General features: G+C 69.6%; 17 protein-coding genes and 1 pseudogene. 10 read left to right on the top strand and 8 right to left on the bottom strand.

All coding sequences use genetic code 11. The annotated features are described in order from the left end of the window. Positions 1-63: 63 nt before the first annotated feature. From VAPA_RS30925 to VAPA_RS30910, 4 genes are all read right to left on the bottom strand, one after another. The gene (locus tag VAPA_RS30925) at positions 64-3,198 is read right to left on the bottom strand and encodes an efflux RND transporter permease subunit (protein ID WP_021004173.1); all 3,135 of its coding nucleotides are present in this window, start codon (positions 3,196-3,198) and stop codon (positions 64-66) included. Then, positions 3,195-4,718, bottom strand: coding sequence for an efflux RND transporter periplasmic adaptor subunit (locus tag VAPA_RS30920; protein WP_021004172.1), 1,524 nt, complete (start codon positions 4,716-4,718; stop codon positions 3,195-3,197). The genes VAPA_RS30925 and VAPA_RS30920 overlap by 4 nt, the downstream gene beginning before the upstream one ends. Further along, the gene (locus VAPA_RS30915; RefSeq protein WP_021004171.1) at positions 4,715-5,947 is read right to left on the bottom strand and encodes a TolC family protein; all 1,233 of its coding nucleotides are present in this window, start codon (positions 5,945-5,947) and stop codon (positions 4,715-4,717) included. Before VAPA_RS30915 ends, VAPA_RS30920 begins: the two co-directional genes overlap by 4 nt. 76 nt (positions 5,948-6,023) lie before the next feature. Next, complete coding sequence (locus VAPA_RS30910) at positions 6,024-6,383, bottom strand: hypothetical protein (protein WP_230559056.1); 360 nt, start codon at positions 6,381-6,383, stop codon at positions 6,024-6,026. 294 nt (positions 6,384-6,677) lie between these two features. Between VAPA_RS30910 and VAPA_RS30905 the strand changes: the two genes are divergently transcribed. The 9 genes from VAPA_RS30905 to VAPA_RS30865 all read left to right on the top strand — a co-directional run bounded on the left by VAPA_RS30905 (position 6,678) and on the right by VAPA_RS30865 (position 14,752). Then, positions 6,678-7,784, top strand: a complete 1,107-nt coding sequence (locus tag VAPA_RS30905) for a PQQ-dependent sugar dehydrogenase (protein ID WP_041946699.1) — start codon at positions 6,678-6,680, stop codon at positions 7,782-7,784. A gap of 159 nt (positions 7,785-7,943) precedes the next feature. Further along, positions 7,944-8,231, top strand: a complete 288-nt coding sequence (locus VAPA_RS30900) for a BufA1 family periplasmic bufferin-type metallophore (protein ID WP_021004168.1) — start codon at positions 7,944-7,946, stop codon at positions 8,229-8,231. 22 nt (positions 8,232-8,253) lie between these two features. Continuing rightward, positions 8,254-9,096 carry an MNIO family bufferin maturase gene (bufB, locus tag VAPA_RS30895; RefSeq protein WP_021004167.1) on the top strand — a complete coding sequence of 281 codons (843 nt, stop codon included), beginning with the start codon at positions 8,254-8,256 and terminating at the stop codon, positions 9,094-9,096. Further along, complete coding sequence (locus tag VAPA_RS30890) at positions 9,093-9,881, top strand: HvfC/BufC N-terminal domain-containing protein (protein WP_021004166.1); 789 nt, start codon at positions 9,093-9,095, stop codon at positions 9,879-9,881. The genes bufB and VAPA_RS30890 overlap by 4 nt, the downstream gene beginning before the upstream one ends. Next, a complete protein-coding gene (locus VAPA_RS30885) occupies positions 9,878-10,363 on the top strand; it encodes a DoxX family protein (protein WP_021004165.1) in 486 nt (161 codons plus the stop codon). Before VAPA_RS30890 ends, VAPA_RS30885 begins: the two co-directional genes overlap by 4 nt. A gap of 71 nt (positions 10,364-10,434) precedes the next feature. Next, positions 10,435-11,241, top strand: coding sequence for a helix-turn-helix transcriptional regulator (locus tag VAPA_RS30880; RefSeq protein WP_021004164.1), 807 nt, complete (start codon positions 10,435-10,437; stop codon positions 11,239-11,241). Between the two features lie 87 nt (positions 11,242-11,328). Continuing rightward, positions 11,329-12,354: an aromatic ring-hydroxylating dioxygenase subunit alpha gene (locus VAPA_RS30875; RefSeq protein ID WP_021004163.1), complete on the top strand. Its 1,026-nt coding sequence runs from the start codon at positions 11,329-11,331 to the stop codon at positions 12,352-12,354. A gap of 23 nt (positions 12,355-12,377) precedes the next feature. After that, the gene (locus VAPA_RS30870) at positions 12,378-13,382 is read left to right on the top strand and encodes a Bug family tripartite tricarboxylate transporter substrate binding protein (RefSeq protein WP_230559055.1); all 1,005 of its coding nucleotides are present in this window, start codon (positions 12,378-12,380) and stop codon (positions 13,380-13,382) included. Between the two features lie 125 nt (positions 13,383-13,507). Further along, a complete protein-coding gene (locus tag VAPA_RS30865) occupies positions 13,508-14,752 on the top strand; it encodes an MFS transporter (RefSeq protein ID WP_021004161.1) in 1,245 nt (414 codons plus the stop codon). Here VAPA_RS30865 and VAPA_RS30860 read toward each other — a convergent pair. From VAPA_RS30860 to VAPA_RS30845, 4 genes are all read right to left on the bottom strand, one after another. Continuing rightward, positions 14,694-15,341: a hypothetical protein gene (locus tag VAPA_RS30860; protein WP_021004160.1), complete on the bottom strand. Its 648-nt coding sequence runs from the start codon at positions 15,339-15,341 to the stop codon at positions 14,694-14,696. The two genes, VAPA_RS30865 and VAPA_RS30860, sit on opposite strands and share 59 nt — an antisense overlap. Before the next feature lie 31 nt (positions 15,342-15,372). Further along, the gene (locus tag VAPA_RS30855; protein WP_021004159.1) at positions 15,373-16,170 is read right to left on the bottom strand and encodes a DUF899 domain-containing protein; all 798 of its coding nucleotides are present in this window, start codon (positions 16,168-16,170) and stop codon (positions 15,373-15,375) included. Positions 16,171-16,322: 152 nt separating this feature from the next. Further along, positions 16,323-17,006, bottom strand: a complete 684-nt coding sequence (locus tag VAPA_RS30850; RefSeq protein ID WP_021004158.1) for a Vgb family protein — start codon at positions 17,004-17,006, stop codon at positions 16,323-16,325. Positions 17,007-17,056: 50 nt separating this feature from the next. Then, a complete protein-coding gene (locus tag VAPA_RS30845; RefSeq protein ID WP_021004157.1) occupies positions 17,057-18,277 on the bottom strand; it encodes a hypothetical protein in 1,221 nt (406 codons plus the stop codon). 85 nt (positions 18,278-18,362) lie between these two features. Here VAPA_RS30845 and VAPA_RS33690 point away from each other — a divergent pair. Next, positions 18,363-18,494: pseudogene (locus VAPA_RS33690) on the top strand (transposase); the annotation flags it as partial. Between the last annotated feature and the right edge of the window lie 78 nt (positions 18,495-18,572).

Raw genomic sequence — 18,572 nt, 5'->3', positions numbered from 1 at the left:
CGAGCAGTTACCTTGGAAAGCAAGAAAGACGTGTCACGAGGGTATTCGATGCTTCGTTGGCCGTTAGTGTATTTGTTTGTTGATGCTCCGCCGGCGCAGCAGATACCAGGCAGCAGGGACCACCAGCATGCTCAAGAGCGGCGCGGTGACCATGCCGCCCACCATGGGCGCCGCGATGCGCGTCATCACCTCCGAGCCCGTGCCGCTGCCAAGGAGGATGGGCAGCAGGCCGGCCATCACGACGGCCACCGTCATGGCCTTGGGCCGCACGCGCAGCACGGCGCCCTCGCGGATCGCGGCGCGCAGGGTCTGGTCGTTCATCGGCTCTCCGGCTTCGAGGTGCCGCGCCAGCGCGTTCTTCAGGTAAACCAGCATCACCACGCCGAACTCGGCCGCCACGCCGGCCAGCGCAATGAAGCCCACCGCCGTGGCGACGGAGATCGAGTGGCCCATGGCCCAGACGAGCCAGAAGCCGCCGACAAGAGAGAACGGCACGGCCGCCATCACCAGCGCCGCATCGCCGAACGACCTGAACAGCAGGTAGAGCAGCACGAAGATGACCGCCAGCGTCGCCGGGACGACCAGCTTCAGCCGCTCGGTCGCACGCGCCAGGTATTCGAACTGGCCGGACCACGACACCGCGTAGCCCGCGGGCATCTTGACGGCGCGGCCGACGGCCGCCTGCATGTCGGTGACGGCCGAGCGCAGGTCGCGGCCGCGAACGTCCACGTACACCCAGCCCGACAGCCGCGCGTTCTCGCTGCGCAGCATCGGCGGACCGTCTTCGATGCGGATTCTTGCGACATCGCCCAGCAGCAGTTGCGCCCCCTTGGCCGTGACGAAAGGCAACTGCCGAAGGCGCTCGAGCGAGTCGCGGACTTCGCGCGGATAGCGCACGTTGATCGGATAGCGCTCGCGCCCCTGAACGACTTCGCCCACGTTGTCGCCGCCGATGGCCGTGGACACCACGGCCTGCACGTCCGCCACCGAGAGCCCATGGCGTGCCGACGCGAGCCGGTCGACGTCGACATCGATGTAGCGCCCGCCGGTGAGCCGCTCGGCCAGCGCCGACGACACCCCGGGAACACCTTTGACCGCCGCCTCGATCTGCGAGGCCAGCGCGTCGATGGTGGCCAGGTCCGCACCCGCCACCTTGATGCCGACGGGACTCTTGATGCCCGTGGCCAGCATGTCGATGCGGTTGCGGATCGGCGGCACCCAGACGTTGGTGAGGCCCGGCACCTTGACGGCGCGGTCCAGTTCCTCGACGAGCCTGTCGGCCGTCATGCCCGCGCGCCATTGCGCCCTGGGCTTGAACTGGATGGTGGTCTCGAACATCTCGAGCGGCGCCGGATCGGTGGCCGTGTCCGCACGGCCCGCCTTGCCGAACACGCGCTCGACTTCGGGCACGGTCTTGATCAGCCGGTCGGTCTGCTGCAGCAGCTGGGACGCCTTCGACACCGAAAGCCCGGGCAGCGCGGACGGCATGTAGAGCAGGTCGCCTTCGTCCAGCGGCGGCATGAACTCGCCGCCAAGCCGCATCATCGGCACCGCGGTGAGGGCCAGCAGCACGGCGGCCATGGCCAGCGTTCCCTTGGGGAAGCGCAGCACCAGCTCCAGCGCGGGCCGGTACGCCGCCATGAGCAAGCGGTTCACCGGGTTGGAAGCTTCATGCGGAATGCGCCCGCGGATCAGGTAGCCCATGAGCACCGGGATCAGCGTCACCGACAGGCCCGCCGCGGCCGCCATGGCGTAGGTCTTGGTGAAGGCCAGCGGCGAGAACAGCCGCCCCTCCTGCGCCTCGAGCGAGAACACCGGCACGAAGGACAGCGTGATCACCAGCAGCGAGAAGAACAGCGCCGGCCCCACCTCCACGGATGCATCGGCCACCAGCTGCCACCGCTCGGGCATCGAGGGCTGCCGTCCCTGCGCGGCCTCGAAGGCCTCGATGTGCTTGTGCACGTTCTCCACCATGACGATCGCCCCGTCCACCATCGCGCCGATGGCAATCGCGATGCCGCCCAGCGACATGATGTTGGCGTTGACCCCCTGCCAGTGCATGACCACGAACGCCGCCAGCACGCCGATGGGCAGCGCCACCACCGCAACCAGCGCCGAGCGCAGGTGGAACAGGAACACCGCACAGACCAGTGCCACGACGACGAACTCCTCGATGAGCTTGGAGCGAAGGTTCTCCACCGCGCGGTCGATCAGCAGCGACCGGTCGTAGGTAGGCACGATCTCCACGCCCGGCGGCAGGCCCGGCTTGAGCGCTTCGAGCTTGGCCTTGACGGCCTCGATGGTCGAGCGGGCGTTCTTGCCCGAGCGCATGACGACCACGCCGCCGGCCACTTCGCCTTCGCCATCCAGCTCCGCGATGCCGCGGCGCATCTCGGGGCCGATCTGCACGGTGGCCACGTCGCGCAGCAGCACCGGCGTTGCGCCCGTCACCGACAGCGGGATGGTCCGGAAATCGTCCAGCGAGCGCAGGAAGCCGCGCGAGCGCACCATGTACTCCGCCTCGGCAAATTCCACCACCGAGCCGCCGGAGGCCTGGTTGGCCTTCTGCAGGGCCTCCACCACCGCCGCCTGCGTGATGCCCAGCGCGCGCATGCGGTCGGGGTCGAGCACCACCTGGTACTGCCGCACCATGCCGCCGATGCTGGCCACCTCGGCCACGTCGGGCACGGTCTTCAGCTCGAACTTGAGGAACCAGTCGTTGAGCGCGCGCAGCTGCCCGATGTCGCGCGTGCCCGTGCGGTCGACCAGCGCGTACTCGTAGATCCAGCCCACGCCCGTCGCGTCGGGGCCGAGCGAGGCACTCGCGCCCGCGGGAAGCCTGGCCTGCACCTGGTTGAGGTACTCCACCACGCGCGAGCGCGCCCAATACGGATCGGTCTTGTCGTCGAACAGCACATAGACGAACGAGTCGCCGAAGAAGGAGTACCCGCGCACGGTCTTGGCGCCGGGCACGCTGAGCATGGTGGTGGTCAGCGGGTAGGTGACCAGGTCCTCGACCACCTGGGGCGCCTTTCCGGGGTAGGGCGTGCGGATGATTACCTGCGTGTCCGAGAGATCGGGCAAGGCATCGAGCGGCGTGCGCACCACCGACCACCATCCCGCGGCCACCAGGAACAGGGTCGCGATCAGCACCAGGAAGCGGTTGCCGACCGACCAGCGGATCAGGGCGGCGATCATGGCTTGGCGCCCGATGGCAGCCGTTGGATGGAGACCAGCTCGTAGCCCATCGGGCCGCCTTCCCTGAACTCGAAGCGAACCTGGTCACCCGGCTTGATTTCGGGGAACGCGCTGGGCGCGGCCTTGGCAAAGCCCATCGTCATGGCGGGCCACTGGAGCGTCGCAACCGGCCCGTGCGAAATGGTGATGCCGTCGGGCGCCACGCTCTCGACCTGGCCTTCGGCCTGGTGCGGCACCGGGGCCGGTGTGGGTGACGCTGCCGGCGCCGAAGCGCCCGCGCCCGGTGCGGCCGCGGGTGCCGCCATGTTGCCGAGCACGGAGCGCAGCCGGGCTTCCGAGTCGATCAGGAACTGGCCGCTGGCCACCACTTGCTCGCCCTCGGCCAGGCCCGAGACGATCTCGGTGTCGTCGCCCACCTCCGCGCCCGGCGATACGTCGCGCGGCTCGAAGGCGCCGTCGGCCTTGCGCACGATGACGACGGCGCGACGGCCGGTGCGGATCACGGCCTCCGATGGCACGACCAGCCGGCTGCTGGCAGGCCCTGCCACCTGCAGCCGCAGCAGCATGCCGGGCGTGAGTTTTCCGCTTCTGTTGTCGACCTCGAAGCGGGCTTTCAAGGTGCGGGTGGCGGCGTTGATCTCGGGCAGGATCTCGTCGAGCGCACCGTCGAACGACTGCGATGCATCGGCCTGGAGAACGGCCTTGGCCTTCTGCCCGCGCACGAGGCGAACCGCCTGTGCCTCCGGAACCTCGGCCACCGCCCAGACCTTCTGCAGGCCCGCGATGCGGAACAGCGTCATGCCGGGCGTGACCGCGACGCCTTCGCGCACGCCCAGCTCGGCCACCACGCCATCGACCGGCGCCGTGAGCACGTAGCGCGCCTGCGCCGTGCCGCTTTCCTCGCTGCGCCGGATGAGTTCGGCGGGAATCGACAGGGCCCGCATGCGGTCGCGGGCCGCCGCAACGAGATCGGACGAAACACCCGCGCGCCTGAGCGCGAGCCACTCGTTCTGCGGCCCGAGCCAGTCGGGCGCGAAGACGGTGGCCAGGGCCTGGCCCTTGCGCACGCGCTCCATCGGTGCGCGAACCGACAGGCGCTCGACGTAGCCGGCCACGCGGGTCTGCACCGCGGCATTGAGCCGTTCATCGAACTGCACGGACCCGATGGCTTCGAACGAGGAAGATGTTTCGGTGCGCCGCACGCTCGCATACCGGATGCCGAGGTTCTGCTGCGCGGCGGGGCTGATCTTCACGCCCGCATCGCTGGCGGTGCCGGCGGCGCTGTCGGCGTACACGGGCACCAGCTGCATGTCCATGAACGGCGACTTGCCGGGCTTGTCGAAGCGCGGGCCGGGCACCATGGGGTCATGCCAGTAGAGAACCTTGCGGCCATCGGGCGTGGCGGCCACGGCCATCGATGCATCCGCGGCCTGGCCCGTCTTGCGCCCCAGGTAGAAGGCGCTGGCGGCCAGCAGCAGGGCGGCCAGCAGCGACACGCCCACGGTGAGTTTTCGGTTCATTGCGCCACCTCGGCAGTGAGCGGCCGCAAGGCCAGTTGGATTCGGGTCCGTGCAAGATCGCGCTGCAGCGCCAGCAGCTTGCGCTGCAGCACGACCTCGGCGTGCCGTGCCTCGAACAGGGCGGAGAGGCTCGCCTGGTTGGAGCGGTAGGCCGCCGTCGTCGCGGCCGTCCTCTGGCCGGCCGGAACGACGACACCGGCGCGATAGCGCTCGATGCGCTGTTGCAGGCGCTCGGCATCGCTGGCGAGCGCACGGTATTCGGCGCCGGCGGCGCGGGTGGCCTCGGCCAGATCGGCTTCGGCCTTTTCGACCAGTGCCAGCCTGGCGGCAGTGTCGCGGTCCTGCCGTTCGCCAGGCGCCACGGGCAGCGGAATGCTCACGCCCATCGACACCATGTCGGAATAGCCGGTGCGCTGGCCATAGGCAAGCTCCCAGGTCCAGTTGGGCTTGCGGTTGGAGGCGGCGACCGCCGCCGCCTGCCTGGCCACGTCCACGTCGCGCTGCAGCGCGGCCACGGTGGCGTGCCCGGCCACATAGGCTTCTTCAGCGGGCACGGGAAGTTCGCCGACGGGCATCAGCTCGTCGGCTTGCACACCCACCCAGCGTTCGAGCGCCACGCGCGCGGCGTTCTGCTGCTGCCGGATGTCCGCCGCGTCGTCCTGCGCGACGCCTCTTGCACCCGCCATCGCCAGCACCTCCTGGCTGCTGCCGGCGGCCGACGACAGGCGCGCGCGCGAGGCCTCCAGTTCCTCATGGGCGTGGTGTTCCGCGAGCGCGGCGAGCTTCAAGGTTTCGCCGGCATAGAAGGCGTCCAGGTACGCGAGCGCGGTCTGCAGGCGGGTCTCGGCCGCGGCGACCTGCGCCTGCACCCTTTCGCGTCCGACCGATGCATCGGCGGCGGCCTGGCGTGCCGCGCGCTTGTCGGCGGACAGCCATTCCTGGCTGATGCCGATGCGCTTCATCGTCATCGATTCGCGCGCGGTGTGGAAGCGGTCCGGCCCCGTCGCGGGCAGGTTGTCGATGCCGACGCGCAGCACGGGATCGGGAAGCTGGGCCGCAGCCTGCGCCGCTTCCGTGGCGCTCAGCAGGCCTGCGCGGGCGGCGCGCGCGGTTTCGGAGCGCCGGGCGGCCAGCTGGAACGCGGCTTCGAGGGACAGGGGAGCGGCCGTCGCAAGACACGGCAGCAGCACAACAGCCAAGGCGGTTGCGCGGGAAAAAGAAATGAGCATGGCAACTCCGCGGAGGAACGAGGCAATCGCTGGCAAGCGGACGCGCCGCACCAGCACCGGTCAGTCGACGGAGATGTCAGACGCGAAGTCTGAGGGTCTCGAGAAAAACGGGATCGGGCGGCGGATGCTGCCGCTCGGGCCTGGCCTGCTGCGGAAGCGCGTGGCCTTGCGCAACCATCACCAGCGGCACGCGCAGCACCTGCACGATGGCAGGCAGTGACGGCGTCGCGAGCTTGACGGGTTCGAACGACAGCGACATGTCGGCGGCATGCTGGTGGCACAGCACCGGCTGGGCGGTATCCATGCCTTCGCAGGGCTCACCCGGCGCCATCGCCATTTCGGCCGTCGATACCGCATCCACCGCCCCGGGGCAGACGTAGCTTGCCAGCGCGAGCTGCGAGAACAGCAGCGACAGGACCACGAGGAACGCGGTCATGCAACGTCGGGGGAGGCGATAGCCGCTCATAGGCCATCAGTGTATCGCCAGCAACAGAATGTTCCGAGGCCGTCGATAGCGGGGGTAATAGAAAGGATGGACTGTCGGGGCTGCCCGCTCGCCGATAAGATTTTCGAACGGCAATGTCGCCGCGGCCCCACGGCATCAACCGACATGAACACAGCGCCAACTGCCATTCGTCGTTCAAGGCCTGCTGCGCTGTTCTGGCGACGACATGGCCCTGGCGCCGCGCTTCTCGCGACGATCTGGCTCTGGCATCTCGGTGCTTCGGCCATGCCCGCGAACTCCGCGCCGGATGCGCCGCAGGCGAGCACCTTCGCCGACGGGCTGGAGTCGCCCTGGGGCATGGAATTCATGCCCGATGGCAGCCTGCTGGTGACCGAGCGCCGGGGGAGGCTGCGCATGATCAGCGCCGATGGGCGCGACATCTCGTCCATCCAGGGAATTCCGCGCGTGGACCACCGCGATCACGGGGGGCTGCTGGACGTCACCATCGATCCGGCGTTCGCCTCGAACCGCCTCGTGTATCTCAGCTACACGAAAGCCGGCCGCGGACTGCACATCGACCGCAACAGCCTGACGGTGGCACGCGCTCGCCTGAGCGACGACAGATCGCGCATCGATGAATTCAAGGTGCTGTTTCGCCAGACACCGGGCGCGGTGAACGGGCAGAACCTCGGCGGGCGACTCGCTGTCTCCGCCGACGGCTACCTCTTCATCACGATCGGCGACCGCCATGCGCCGCAGGACCGGATGCGCGCCCAGGCGCTCGCCTATTACCAGGGCAAGACCGTGCGCATACGCACCGACGGCACCGTGCCTGACGACAACCCCTTCGCCGCGCGCCATGGTGCGCGTCCCGAGATCTGGAGTCTCGGGCATCGCAATCCCCAGGGTGCATTCGTTCATCCCCGGACGGGGCAGCTCTGGATTGCCGAGCACGGGCCCCAAGGCGGCGACGAGATCAACGTTGTGCGCAAGGGCCTGAACCATGGCTGGCCGATGGTGACCTTCGGCTGCGAGTACGACACCTGCGCCAAGATTGGCGAGGGAACATCGAGGCGAGGAATGGAAGCGCCGCTGGCCTTCTGGAAGACGCCGCAGATCGCGCCGAGCAATCTCATCCTCTACACCGGCGATCAATTTCCCGCGTGGAAGGGCAACGTCTTCGTTGGAACATTGGCCGGCAGGGCCGTATGGCGCTTCGAGCTGGCGGGCGAAGACAACGCACCGCGCGTGGTTCGGCGCGAAGCCCTGTTCGCCGAACTGGGAGAGCGCATCCGCGACCTGAGGCAAGGACCCGACGGCAGTCTTTATCTGCTCACGGACGGCGCCAAGGCGCGCATCGTGCGCGTGGCGCGAGCGGATTCGATGCTGTAGTTGCAGTTGATGGTGTTCTCCATCCTCGTGCGGCTCGGCAAAGAATTTCGCCGATCGTGCAGGGCCCTGTAACCCCGGTCGCGCGAACCGCGAACTAGCAAGTGACTGCGCATTGGGGCGCGGTTGCAACCCTCAATCAAATTTTTTTGGAGTTCATCCATGATCAACCGTTCTTTCGCGATCACCGCTCTTGCACTGGGTGCCCTTGCCGCCGGCTCCGCCATGGCGCAAGACAAACCGATGGCCGACAAGATGGCCGGTATGGAAAAGTGCTACGGCGTTTCGATGGCCGGCAAGAACGACTGTGCCGCCGGCCCCGGCACCACCTGCGCAGGCACCTCCAAGGTCGACTACCAGGGCAACGCCTGGAAGAACGTTCCGGCCGGCACCTGTGCAACCATCAAGACGCCCAAGGGCATGGGCTCGCTGGCGCCGATCAAGTCCTGATCGCGGCACTGCGCACGCTGCCATGTCCGACACCCTCGCGGCCGGCCTCGGCCTCAAGCCGGAGCACTACGAGGCCGCGTTCGGCGCGCGTGCCGAGGGCCTGTGGTTCGAGGTGCATCCCGAGAACTACATGGTGGCGGGCGGGCCGCGCATCGGATGGCTGGAAGCGATCCGTGCGCACCATCCGGTGTCGCTGCATGGCGTCTCGCTCTCGCTCGCCGGCGAGGCGGAACCCGATGCGGCGCATCTTCAGCGGCTGGCGGCGCTTGCCCGGCGCATCCAGCCCGCGCTGATCTCCGAGCACCTGGCGTGGTCCGCATGGAACGGCCAGTACTTTCCGGACCTCCTGCCTTTCCCGCGCAGCACCGCTGCGCTGCACCGCATTGCCGACAACGTTGCGCGCACGCAGGACGCGCTGGGCACGGCGATTGCCATCGAGAACCCGTCCCACTACCTGCACATCGACGGACACGAATGGGACGAGATCGATTTTCTTGCCGAGCTGTCGCGGCGCACCGGCTGCAGGCTGCTGCTCGACATCAACAACGTGTATGTGTCTGCCCGCAACCTGGGTTTTTCGGCCACGGAATGGATCGACCGGTTTCCGCAGGCGCTGGTCGGCGAGATCCATCTCGCGGGTCACAGCGCCGACCCCACGCTCGGCGATGCCCTGCTGATCGATTCGCACGACGCGCCCATCGCACCGGAGGTCTGGCAGCTGTATCGGCGTTTCGTCGATCGCGCCGGCGCGCGGCCCACGCTGATCGAGCGCGACGGCAACGTACCGGCCTTCGAGGAGCTCATGGCCGAGCAGGAACGGGCCGCGGCCGAACTGCAGCGCGCGGCGCAGGAGGCCACGGCATGAAGACGCCGCTCGATCAGTTCCGGCAAGCCTTTGCGCACGCCTTGTTCGCTCCGCCGCAAGCCGTGCACCCCGCGGTGCGGGCGCTCGCCATGCAGCCCGCTTTCGCGGTGTACCGCAACACCGTGATGAAGGCCTGCATCGATGCGCTGCAGGCCAACTTCCCGACCGTTGCGCAGCTGGTGGGCGAGGAGTGGTTTCGCGCCGCCGCCGCACTCTACGTGGCGGCCGATCCGCCGAGCGACGGGCGCCTGCTGCACTACGGCGGCGGCTTCCCCGGTTTCCTGCGCGGCTTCGAGCCGGCCGCGGAGCTCGTCTACCTGCCCGGCGTGGCGCGGCTCGACACGCTCTGGCGCGAAGCCCATGCCGCACAGGACGCACCGGCCGCCGACGCCGCATGGATCGCCCGCCGCACGCCGCAACAGATGGCGGCCCTGGCTCTCGCACCGCATCCGGCGGCCCGCTGGGCCTGGTTCGACGAGCAACCGGTCTACACCATCTGGGAGCGCAATCGCCGGCAGAGCGCCGTTGGCGACGAACTGGCCTGGCGAGGCGAGGGCGCATTGCTGACGCGGCCCGGCGACACGGTGAACTGGCACGAGATCACCCAAGCCGGCTGCGCTTTTCTCGACGCCTGCGCCAACGGAGCAAGCCTTGCCGAGGCGGCGGAGCGCGCGCTGGCTGCCGACCCGGGGGCAGACATTTCGGCCATGTTCGCGGCCCTGCTGCGCGCCGGCGCATTCGCCGGCACGTCTGCATCGCCTGCATCCAACGAAAGAGCACCATGAGCACCCACCTTCAGGCTCCCGCATCGATCGAAAGCAGCAACCATCGCGGTCTTCGCGCACAGTGGAACGCAGTGGCCGAGCGGCTCGCGCGCCTCGTGGCCCACGACGCGCTGGCACTGGCCATGCGCGTGGCCGTGGCGGCCATCTTCTTCTATTCGGGCCGCACCAAGGTCGAGGGCTTTCTCACCCTGACCGACAGCGCGTACGAGCTGTTCCGCACCGAATACAAATTGCCGTTCGTGCCGCCCGAGATCGCCGCGCACCTGGCGGCCTACTCGGAGCATCTGTTCCCGTTGCTGCTGGTGCTGGGCCTCTTCACGCGCCTGTCGGCGCTGGCCTTGCTGGGCATGACGCTGGTGATCCAGGTCTTCGTCTACCCCGACGCATGGCCGACGCACCTCTCATGGGCCGCGCTGCTGCTGTACCTGGCGGGCCGCGGCGCCGGCCGCCTGTCGCTCGACCACGCACTGGGCATTCGCTGACCGGCCGGGCTCGCGGCCCCGCGGGCTTCCACCCTGTTGAATCGGGCGCGGCTTGCCTATATTGGGCCGCAATGCCTTCCACCTGGTTTCTCGACACGCCACCTGCAGGCCAGCTGCTGGACGCCGGTGCCGTCGCGCACCTGCTCGACGCGGGCAGCGAACAGGCGCCCGCGCTCCACATGCTCGACTTCATCAACCATGTGGTGCCGGTCGAATACATCTCGCTCGTGGAGTACATCGACGGTGTTCCGTCGCAGGTGGAAGGGCATTCGGCCGGCCGGCGCGACAACATCACGGCGGAGTGCTTCTCCCTCTACAAGAAGCGGTTCCGGCAGGCGGACGACATGACCCGCCTGGCCGCGCGCATGGGCGGGGAGGCGCCGGGCCACGCACCCGTCACCGCCTTGCTGTACGACGCGGCGGACATCCCCGACCCCGCATGGCGGGAGCAGATCTTCGTCGGCCGGCAGCTGACGGGGCGGCTGAGCTTTCTCTACTCGCCCGTGCCGCGGACAATCTTTGCAATCAACCTGTACCGCAACCGGCAGAACGGCAAGTTCGCGCCAGCGGATGTGGAGCAACTGCTCGGACTGGCGCCCCTGCTGAAGCGCGCGCATCGCAATGCGCTCTTCGCGCAGCTCGCATCGCCCGATACGGCGTTGCGCGTGGCGGGCATCGAACGCACGCTGCAGCGCACGGCGCCGCAGCTCTCTCTGCGCGAGCGCGAGGTCTGTGCGCGCATCGCCTGCGGGGTCGGCGCCGACGGCATCGCCGCGGACCTGGGCATTGCCACGTCGAGCGTGGCCACGCTGCGCAAGCGCGCCTACCTGAAGCTCGCGATCCACGGGCGGCAACAGCTCCTGCGCTTCATCCACTAGGGTTGGCCCGGAGCTTTTTGTACCCTTCTGCGGGGACAGACGAAGGCCGCGCGAATTTCTACATTGCCTGGACTTTTGGAGACAGGCATGTGGGTTCGAAACTGCTGGTACGTCATTGCGTGGGATCACGAGATCTCCGACAACGCGCTGTTCACGCGCACGGTGCTCGACGAGCCGATCCTGGTCTATCGAACCGAAGGCGGCGAGCTGGTTGCGATGCAGGACCGCTGCTGCCACCGGCATGCGCCGCTGTCCCGCGGGCGCAGGGAAGGCGACTGCGTGCGCTGCGGCTACCACGGCCTCAAGTTCGCGGCCGATGGCGTCTGCGTGGAAGCGCCCGGGGTGGCCACCATTCCCGTGAAGGCGCGTGTGCGGACCTATCCGGTGGTCGCGCACAACAAGTGGATCTTCGTCTGGATGGGGGATCCGTCGCGCGCGGACCGGGCCCTGCTGCCGGACAACTTCTCGTGCGACCACCCCGACTGGCGCTACAAGCCGGGCTACGTTCACTACGACACGCCCTACCTGCTGGTCTGCGACAACCTGCTGGACTTCTCGCACCTGAGCTATGTGCACGAGGGCACGCTGGGCGGATCGACAGCCATCGCCCAGGCCGTGCCCAGGATCGAGAAGGTGCCACGCGGCATCCGCGTGACGCGGCACGTGCCCGACGTGCCTCCTTCTGCGTTCTGGAAGTCGTTCCAGAGTTTCGACCGCAACGTCGACCGCTACTTCATCTACGACTTCCTCCTGCCCGGCACCTTGCTGATGAAGTCGGGCGGCGCACCGGTGGGGCAGGCCGAAGGCGAGCTGCGCGGCGGCGTGCAGCTGCACAGCTGCCAGACGCTCACGCCCGAGACGGCAACGACCACGCACTACTTCTTCCAGCAATCGCATCGAAGCCGCATTGCCGACCCCGCGGTCACCGAAACCATCTACCGGGGCCTGGTCACCGCATTCGAGGAAGACCGCGAAATGATCACCGCGCAGTACCTGAACATCGATCCCGAAGCGCGGATGCTGCCGCTCGCGATGGACGCCGCACTGGTCCAGTACCGGCGGCTGCTGCAGGAAGAGGTCGAGCGCGAACAGCGCGCGCCGCTCAGCGCCTGACGCGCCGCGACAAGCAGTCCCACATGCAGAACAACACCAAGGAGACCCCGATGCGCCGCCACTTTTTCAGCTTCGGCTTCGCCATGCTCGCCGCACTGCCGCTCGCAGGGCTCGCGCAAGGGAGCTTCCCGGGCAAGCCGATCCGCATCGTCGTGACGGCCCAGGCCGGCGGCGCCAACGACTTCGTCGCGCGCCTGATCGGCGAGCATGCCGCGAAGGCGCTGGGCCAGCCCTTCATCGTCGACAACCGTGCCGGCGCAAACGGCGCGGTGGGCCTGGGCGAGGTGGCGCGGGCCGCGCCCGACGGCTACACGATCGCGGTCACGCTCGGCGATTCGCTCATCAACAACGTCGCGCTCTACAAGACGCTGCCCTACGACCCGCAGCGCGACTTCGTCTTCCTGACGCAGGTCGTGCGCAGCCCGGCCATCCTGTCGGCCAACCTCGAGCTCGGCGTGAAGGACATGGAGGGCTTCCGCAAGCTGGCGGCCCGGCCGGACCAGAAGCTCAGCTATGGCACCTGGGGACCGGGCGGGCTCGGCCATCTGGCGGGCGAGGCGCTCAACCGCAAGCTCGACGCGCACATGGTGCACGTGCCGCAGCGCGGGGAAGCGCCCGTGATGGCCGACCTGCTGAGCAACACGGTGAGCGTCGGCCTCACGTCGGCCGGCCTGGCGCGCCAGCACGTGCAGGCGGGCAAGATCGTTCCGCTCGCGATCATGGGGCGCGAGCGCTCGGCGGTGCTGCCGCAGGTGCCCACGATGCGCGAACTGGGCTTCGACGATCCGCTGTTCGAGGCGGCGGTGTGGATCGCGTTCGTCGCGCCCGCCAGGACGCCTCCCGCTGTCGTCGAGCGGCTGACGGTGGCGCTGCGCGCCGCCGCCGCCATGCCCGAGGTCCAGGCGCGGATGGCGGAGCGCGGGCTCGAGATGCTGAACACCACGCCCGAGCAGTTCAGCGCGAACTACCGGCGCGACTTCGACGTGATCACCCGGCGCATGCGGGAGTTCGGCATCGAGGCGCAGTAGCCGCCGCAGTGCCGCCGCGCCCGCCCGCGCGGCCCCGGAGCATGGCTGGCCTCTATGCAAAAAGAGAAATGTCGTTATAGTCAACCAATTGGTTCACTATTTCAACCTTCTCCGGGAACAAGACGATGAACATCCCTGCCTCCGCGCGTCCCGCCGACGCGCTCGACTCCAACTGGTCCATCGTGGCCGCCGGCGCGCTGATGACCTGCGTGGCCATCGGCGTGCTGTTCTCGCTGGCCGTTTTCCTGGAACCCATGAGCGCGGCCACCGGCTGGTCGCGTGCAGGCATTTCCAGCGCCATGACGCTGGCCTTCCTGAGCATGGGCGTGGCCGGGTTCGGCTGGGGCGCCTTGAGCGACCGCTACGGCCCGCGCGTGGTGGTGCTGGCGGGCACGGTGCTGCTGGGGCTCTCGACGGTGCTGGCCAGCCGCGCGTCGACCTTGCTCGAGTTCCAGCTCTTCTACGGCGTGATGATGGGCGTTGCCGCCGGCAGCTTCTTCGCGCCGGTGATCGCGACCACCGCGTCCTGGTTCGACAGGCACCGCAGCCTGGCCGTGTCGCTGGTGTCGGCGGGCATGGGCGTGGCGCCCATGACCATCTCTCCACTGGCCGCGTGGCTGGTGACGCACCACGACTGGCGCACGGCCCAGCTGATCATCGGCATCGGCGCGTGGATCGCGCTGCTGCCCGCGGTCTGGTTCATTCGCGCGGCCCCCGGCGCCGCCCATGCGGCCGCTGCGGGAGGCGCAGCCCCGGCGCCGGAGATGAAGGTCGGACAGGCGCTGCGCTCGCGTGCCTTCCTCGTGCTCGGGGCCACGTTCTTCGCCTGCTGCGCCGCGCACTCCGGGCCGATCTTCCACACGGTCAGCTATGCCATCGGCTGCGGCCTGCCGACCTTCGCGGCCGTCACCATCTACAGCATGGAGGGGGCGGCGGGCCTCGGCGGGCGCCTGCTCTTCGGCGTGCTGGCGGACCGGCTTGGGGCCAAGCGGGTGCTCGTGGCCGGCCTGCTGATCCAGGCCTTTGCCGCCGCGAGCTACCTGCTGGTGAACAGGCTCGGCGGCTTCTACGCCGTCGCCATCGTCTTCGGCCTCGCCTATGGCGGCGTGATGCCGCTCTATGCGGTGCTGGCGCGGGACTATTTCGGCGCCCGCATCCTGGGCACGGTGCTGGGCGCGGCGTCGATGCTGTCCAGCCTGGGCATGGCGCTCGGTCCGGTGCTCGGCGGCTGGCTGTTCGACCGCTACGGCAGCTATGCCTGGATGTACATCGGCTCGATGGCCGTGGGGCTCGGCGCCGTGGCCATCGCGCTCACGTTCCCGCGGACCGACGCCGCCGGCAAGCAGCCTCGGCTGCAGCCGGCGGGCTGACTCCTCTTGCTGCAGCTGATGGCTTGCGCCTGGGGCTCCGAAGCCAGCGGCCGCCGACGTCGAAACCGCAGCAGGCGCCGACCGCGATCGCGCCCGTGACGGCAAGCATGGCCGCGGTGTGAACGCCGACGGCTGCAAGCGCCAGCAGCAGTGAGCCCGAGGCGCCGATCTCCCGCGCCGATCCATCGCCCATGCACAGCGGGATCAGCGCCGGCACCAGCATCAGGCCGGCGCCGTGCGCGGTGGACACCATGAAGGACCAGAGCGCCATCCCCGCATGTCCCGCCGGCGCGCGCGCCGCCCTGGGCGTGCGGCCCGACAGATGAAGCCCCGCGAAGACGACCACCAGCACGCCCGCCAGCACCTGCAACGCCACGCGGTCCAGCGAGAGGCCGAAGGCCACCGCGCCGGCCACCAGCGCCATCGAGGCGGCGTGCCCGAGCGCGATCGGCACCAGCGCCCGCAAGGCCTGCCTCCGGTCGCGCGAACGCACGCCCCAGGCGGCCGCCCACATCCAGCCGCTGGCGGGGTTCAGCCCGTGCAGGGCGCCGACCCCCGCGACCGCGAGCCACGGCCAAAGGCTTGCCATGACGTTTCTGCCGCTTCAGCGCGCTCGCCGCTCAGGCGGACGCATGGCAGCACGAACCCGCCGCGCCCGCCGGCTTCGCGGCCGGTGCCGGTTCGTAGCGGTCGTGGTGGCGCACCCAGTCCATCGCATGGACGGGGTTGGGCTCGTCGCGGCCCTTGGGCGTGAGATCGAGCAGGCTGTAGGTGCCCATCATCGCTTCGACGCCGCGCTCGTAGGTCGAATAGGTGTGGAAGACCTCGCCCGCATCGTCCCTGTAGAACACGCTGATGCCGGGGGCCTCCTGCGCCGGGAAGGGCCGCACGCTGTAGTTGTAGCAGACCTCGCCCTGGCCCTCGGCCCACTGCTGCGGCGTGAAGCTCACGTTGAAGTCGTAGTTGAAGTCGCTGCCGTGCGCGGAGACCCACCTGAACTGCCAGCCCATGCGTCGGCGGAAGCGCTCGATCTGGTCCAGCGGCGCGCGCGAGACGACCAGCAGCGTGACGTCGCGGTTCTCGAGGTGCACCTTCATCCCGCCGAGGTGGTCGGACATGTACGAGCAGCTCGGGCAGCCCTGCTCCCAGTCGGGGCCGAGCATGAAGTGCTGCACCAGCAGCTGGCGGCGGCCCTCGAACAAGTCGGCCAGCGCGCGCGGGCCCTCGGACGTGTCGAAGACGTAGCTCTTATCGACGCGGGTCCACGGCAGCGCGCGGCGCTCGCGGGCGATCTGGTCGCGCAGGTGGGTCAGTTCCTTTTCGCGCGCCAGCAGCGCCTTGCGCTGGGCCAGCCACCGGTCCTTCGACACGACGGGGTGGTTCGTCACGGTGCTCGATTCGGCAATGGCGGTGTTCATGCGTTTCTCCTTGGGCTCGGTGAGCCGATGTGGGGTTCGTCCATGCGCGGCTCCACCCGCCTGGTGGCCGGCGCGCTCGTCTTCGGCAGACAAGCCGAAAGGGGGTTGCCGGCGCGCCGGTGCCGCCACCGTGCGCGCCGGAGTGGGGCCGCTCAGGCCCTGGCGGCTCTCGGGCGCCGCACGGCGCGGACCTTGCCGCTGCCGCCGCCACCGCAATAGAAGAGCTCGGCTCCGTCGGACTCGAGCCCGCTCACGTTGGCGCCGCGCGGCATCTCCAGCCGCTCGAGCACGGCGCCGCTGTCGGGATCGACGCGGCGCAGCTCGCTCTCGTCGCCTTCCCAGGTGGCGTGCCACAGCTCGCCATCGACCCAGGTCACGCCCGTGACGAAGCGGTTGGACTCGATGGTGCGCAGCACCGCGCCGCTCACCGGATCGATCTGGAGGATCTTGCGATCGCGGTACTGCCCGATCCAGAGGCTGCCCTCGGCCCAGGTCAGGCCTGAGTCGCTGCCGTGGCCGGGCGTGGGAATCGACGCCAGCACCTTGCCGCTGGCCGGATCGATCTTGTCGATGCGCGCCTCGGCAATTTGATAGAAGTAGGTGCCGTCATAAGCGGTGCCGGCATCGCAGGTGCAGTCGAGGGTGCGCGTGGTCTCGCCGCTGGCCGGATCGAAGGCGACCAGCTGCGCCCCGGTGGCCGCCCAGACGCGCTGGCCGTCGTGGGTCACGCCGGCCACGCTGGTCGCGCCGGCGAAGGGGCCGTACTCGCGCACGATCTCGGCCGTGCGCGACACGGGCTCAGGCTTGTCTTTCTTGCTCGCTGTGGTGCTGTTCATCGCTGGCTCCTGGTGTGGCGGGCCCCGGGATCGGCGCCTTGGAGACAACTTTATTCAATCGGCAGCGCAGCGGGGAGTAACAAGATCGTCGTGAATCCCGCCAGCGGCGGCGCCAGCCAGCGCTGCGCCCGCGCCCGGCCGATGGCGCGCACCCGCCCCTCGGCCTCGAGTTCGGCCAGCGCGCGCTGCACCGTGCGCTGGCTCGCGTCCAGCGCCAGTGCCAGCGCCGAGGTCGACCAGGCCGCCCCGTCGGACAGCAGCGCCACCAGCGAGGCCTGCTCGCCGTCGATGGGCGGCGCGAGCACGACCACCTCGCGCGCATCGCGCGGCCTGAGCGCAAAGCCGCGTGCCGTGGCCTCGATGCCGGCCTGCGCCGCGACCAGCGCGCGCAGGCGGCCGATCTCGACCCGCAGGCGCGCGCGCAGCGTCTCGTCGGGATGGCGGGTGTTGAACGCGCAGGCGATCAGGGCTTCGCGGTCGACGTCGCCGGGCCACGCCTCGGCGAGCGCGCGCGCCAGGGCGAACAGCACCGGCCGGCGCGCCAGCGGCCGCCATGCGTCGCCGGCGCCCACGCCGCGGCGGCAGGCGTCGACCACCAGCGCGTCCGAGGCCCGCAGCGCCGCGACCTCGTCGAGCCGCAGCGCCTCTTCGCCGCCGGGGAAGAGACGCCGTGCCGCGGGACGATCGAGCGCAGCCCGCGCGTCAGCCACCTCGGCCGAGAGCGCCGGCACACGCGCACGTTCGGCCGCCTCTTGCGCGCGGGCCAGCGCCGCGCGCGCCGGGCCGATGCGCAGCGAGCGCAGCGCCAGCTCCATGGCGGTCAGCTCGGCCACCGCCGCGAGCGCGGGCGGCAGGTCGCGCACATCCAGCGGCGCCAGCGCAGCCCGGGCCGCCTCCAGCCGGCCGAGCAGCAGGAGCTGGCGCGCCGCGATGAGCCGCGCCTGCAGCGCATTGGCACGGTCGGCGTGCGCATCGAGCGTGGCCGCGGCCGCCGCCAGCGCGCGCGGCGAGCCGCCGAGGTCGCGCATGGCCATGGCCACCTCGGCCTCGGCCACGACACAGCGCGCGCGCGCCAGCTCCTCATGGGCCCCGAAGCCGCGCGCGGCACGCCGCAGCAGTTCGCGGGCGCGCGGATGCTCGCCGAGCTGGGCCATCGCGATGCCGCGCAGGGCCAGCGCCGGCGGGTCGTCGCGCAGCGCGACCCGCTTGAGCGCGCCGAGCGCGTCGCCGGCGGCCAAGGCGCGGGCGGAGGCGGCAATCAGGGAATCCATGGCGCGAGGCTACACCGGTGACCTGCCCCTCCCAGCCGTACCGGCGCAATGGCAGTGAAGCCCGTCAACTTGGAGGATGACGGAAATGAGAAAGAGCAGATACACCGAGAAGCAGATCATCGGTTTCAGCGATGCGAACTTCTGCAAGTGGCGCGCCAAGTACGGCGAGATGGATGTGCCCGACGCCCGGCGGCTGCGTGAGCTCGAGGCGGAGAACACACCGAGAACGTGGTCGAGCGTCTCGGCCACGTCTTCGCGATGCGTTTGAGCGCACAGCCGCAAGTGCGGGTGGTCG

This window comes from Variovorax paradoxus B4, from assembly GCF_000463015.1.
GTDB classification, from domain to species: Bacteria; Pseudomonadota; Gammaproteobacteria; order Burkholderiales; family Burkholderiaceae_C; genus Variovorax; species Variovorax paradoxus_E.
Note: the sequence above shows the minus strand (reverse complement) of the source record. Positions and strands in the feature narration are given on the sequence as shown.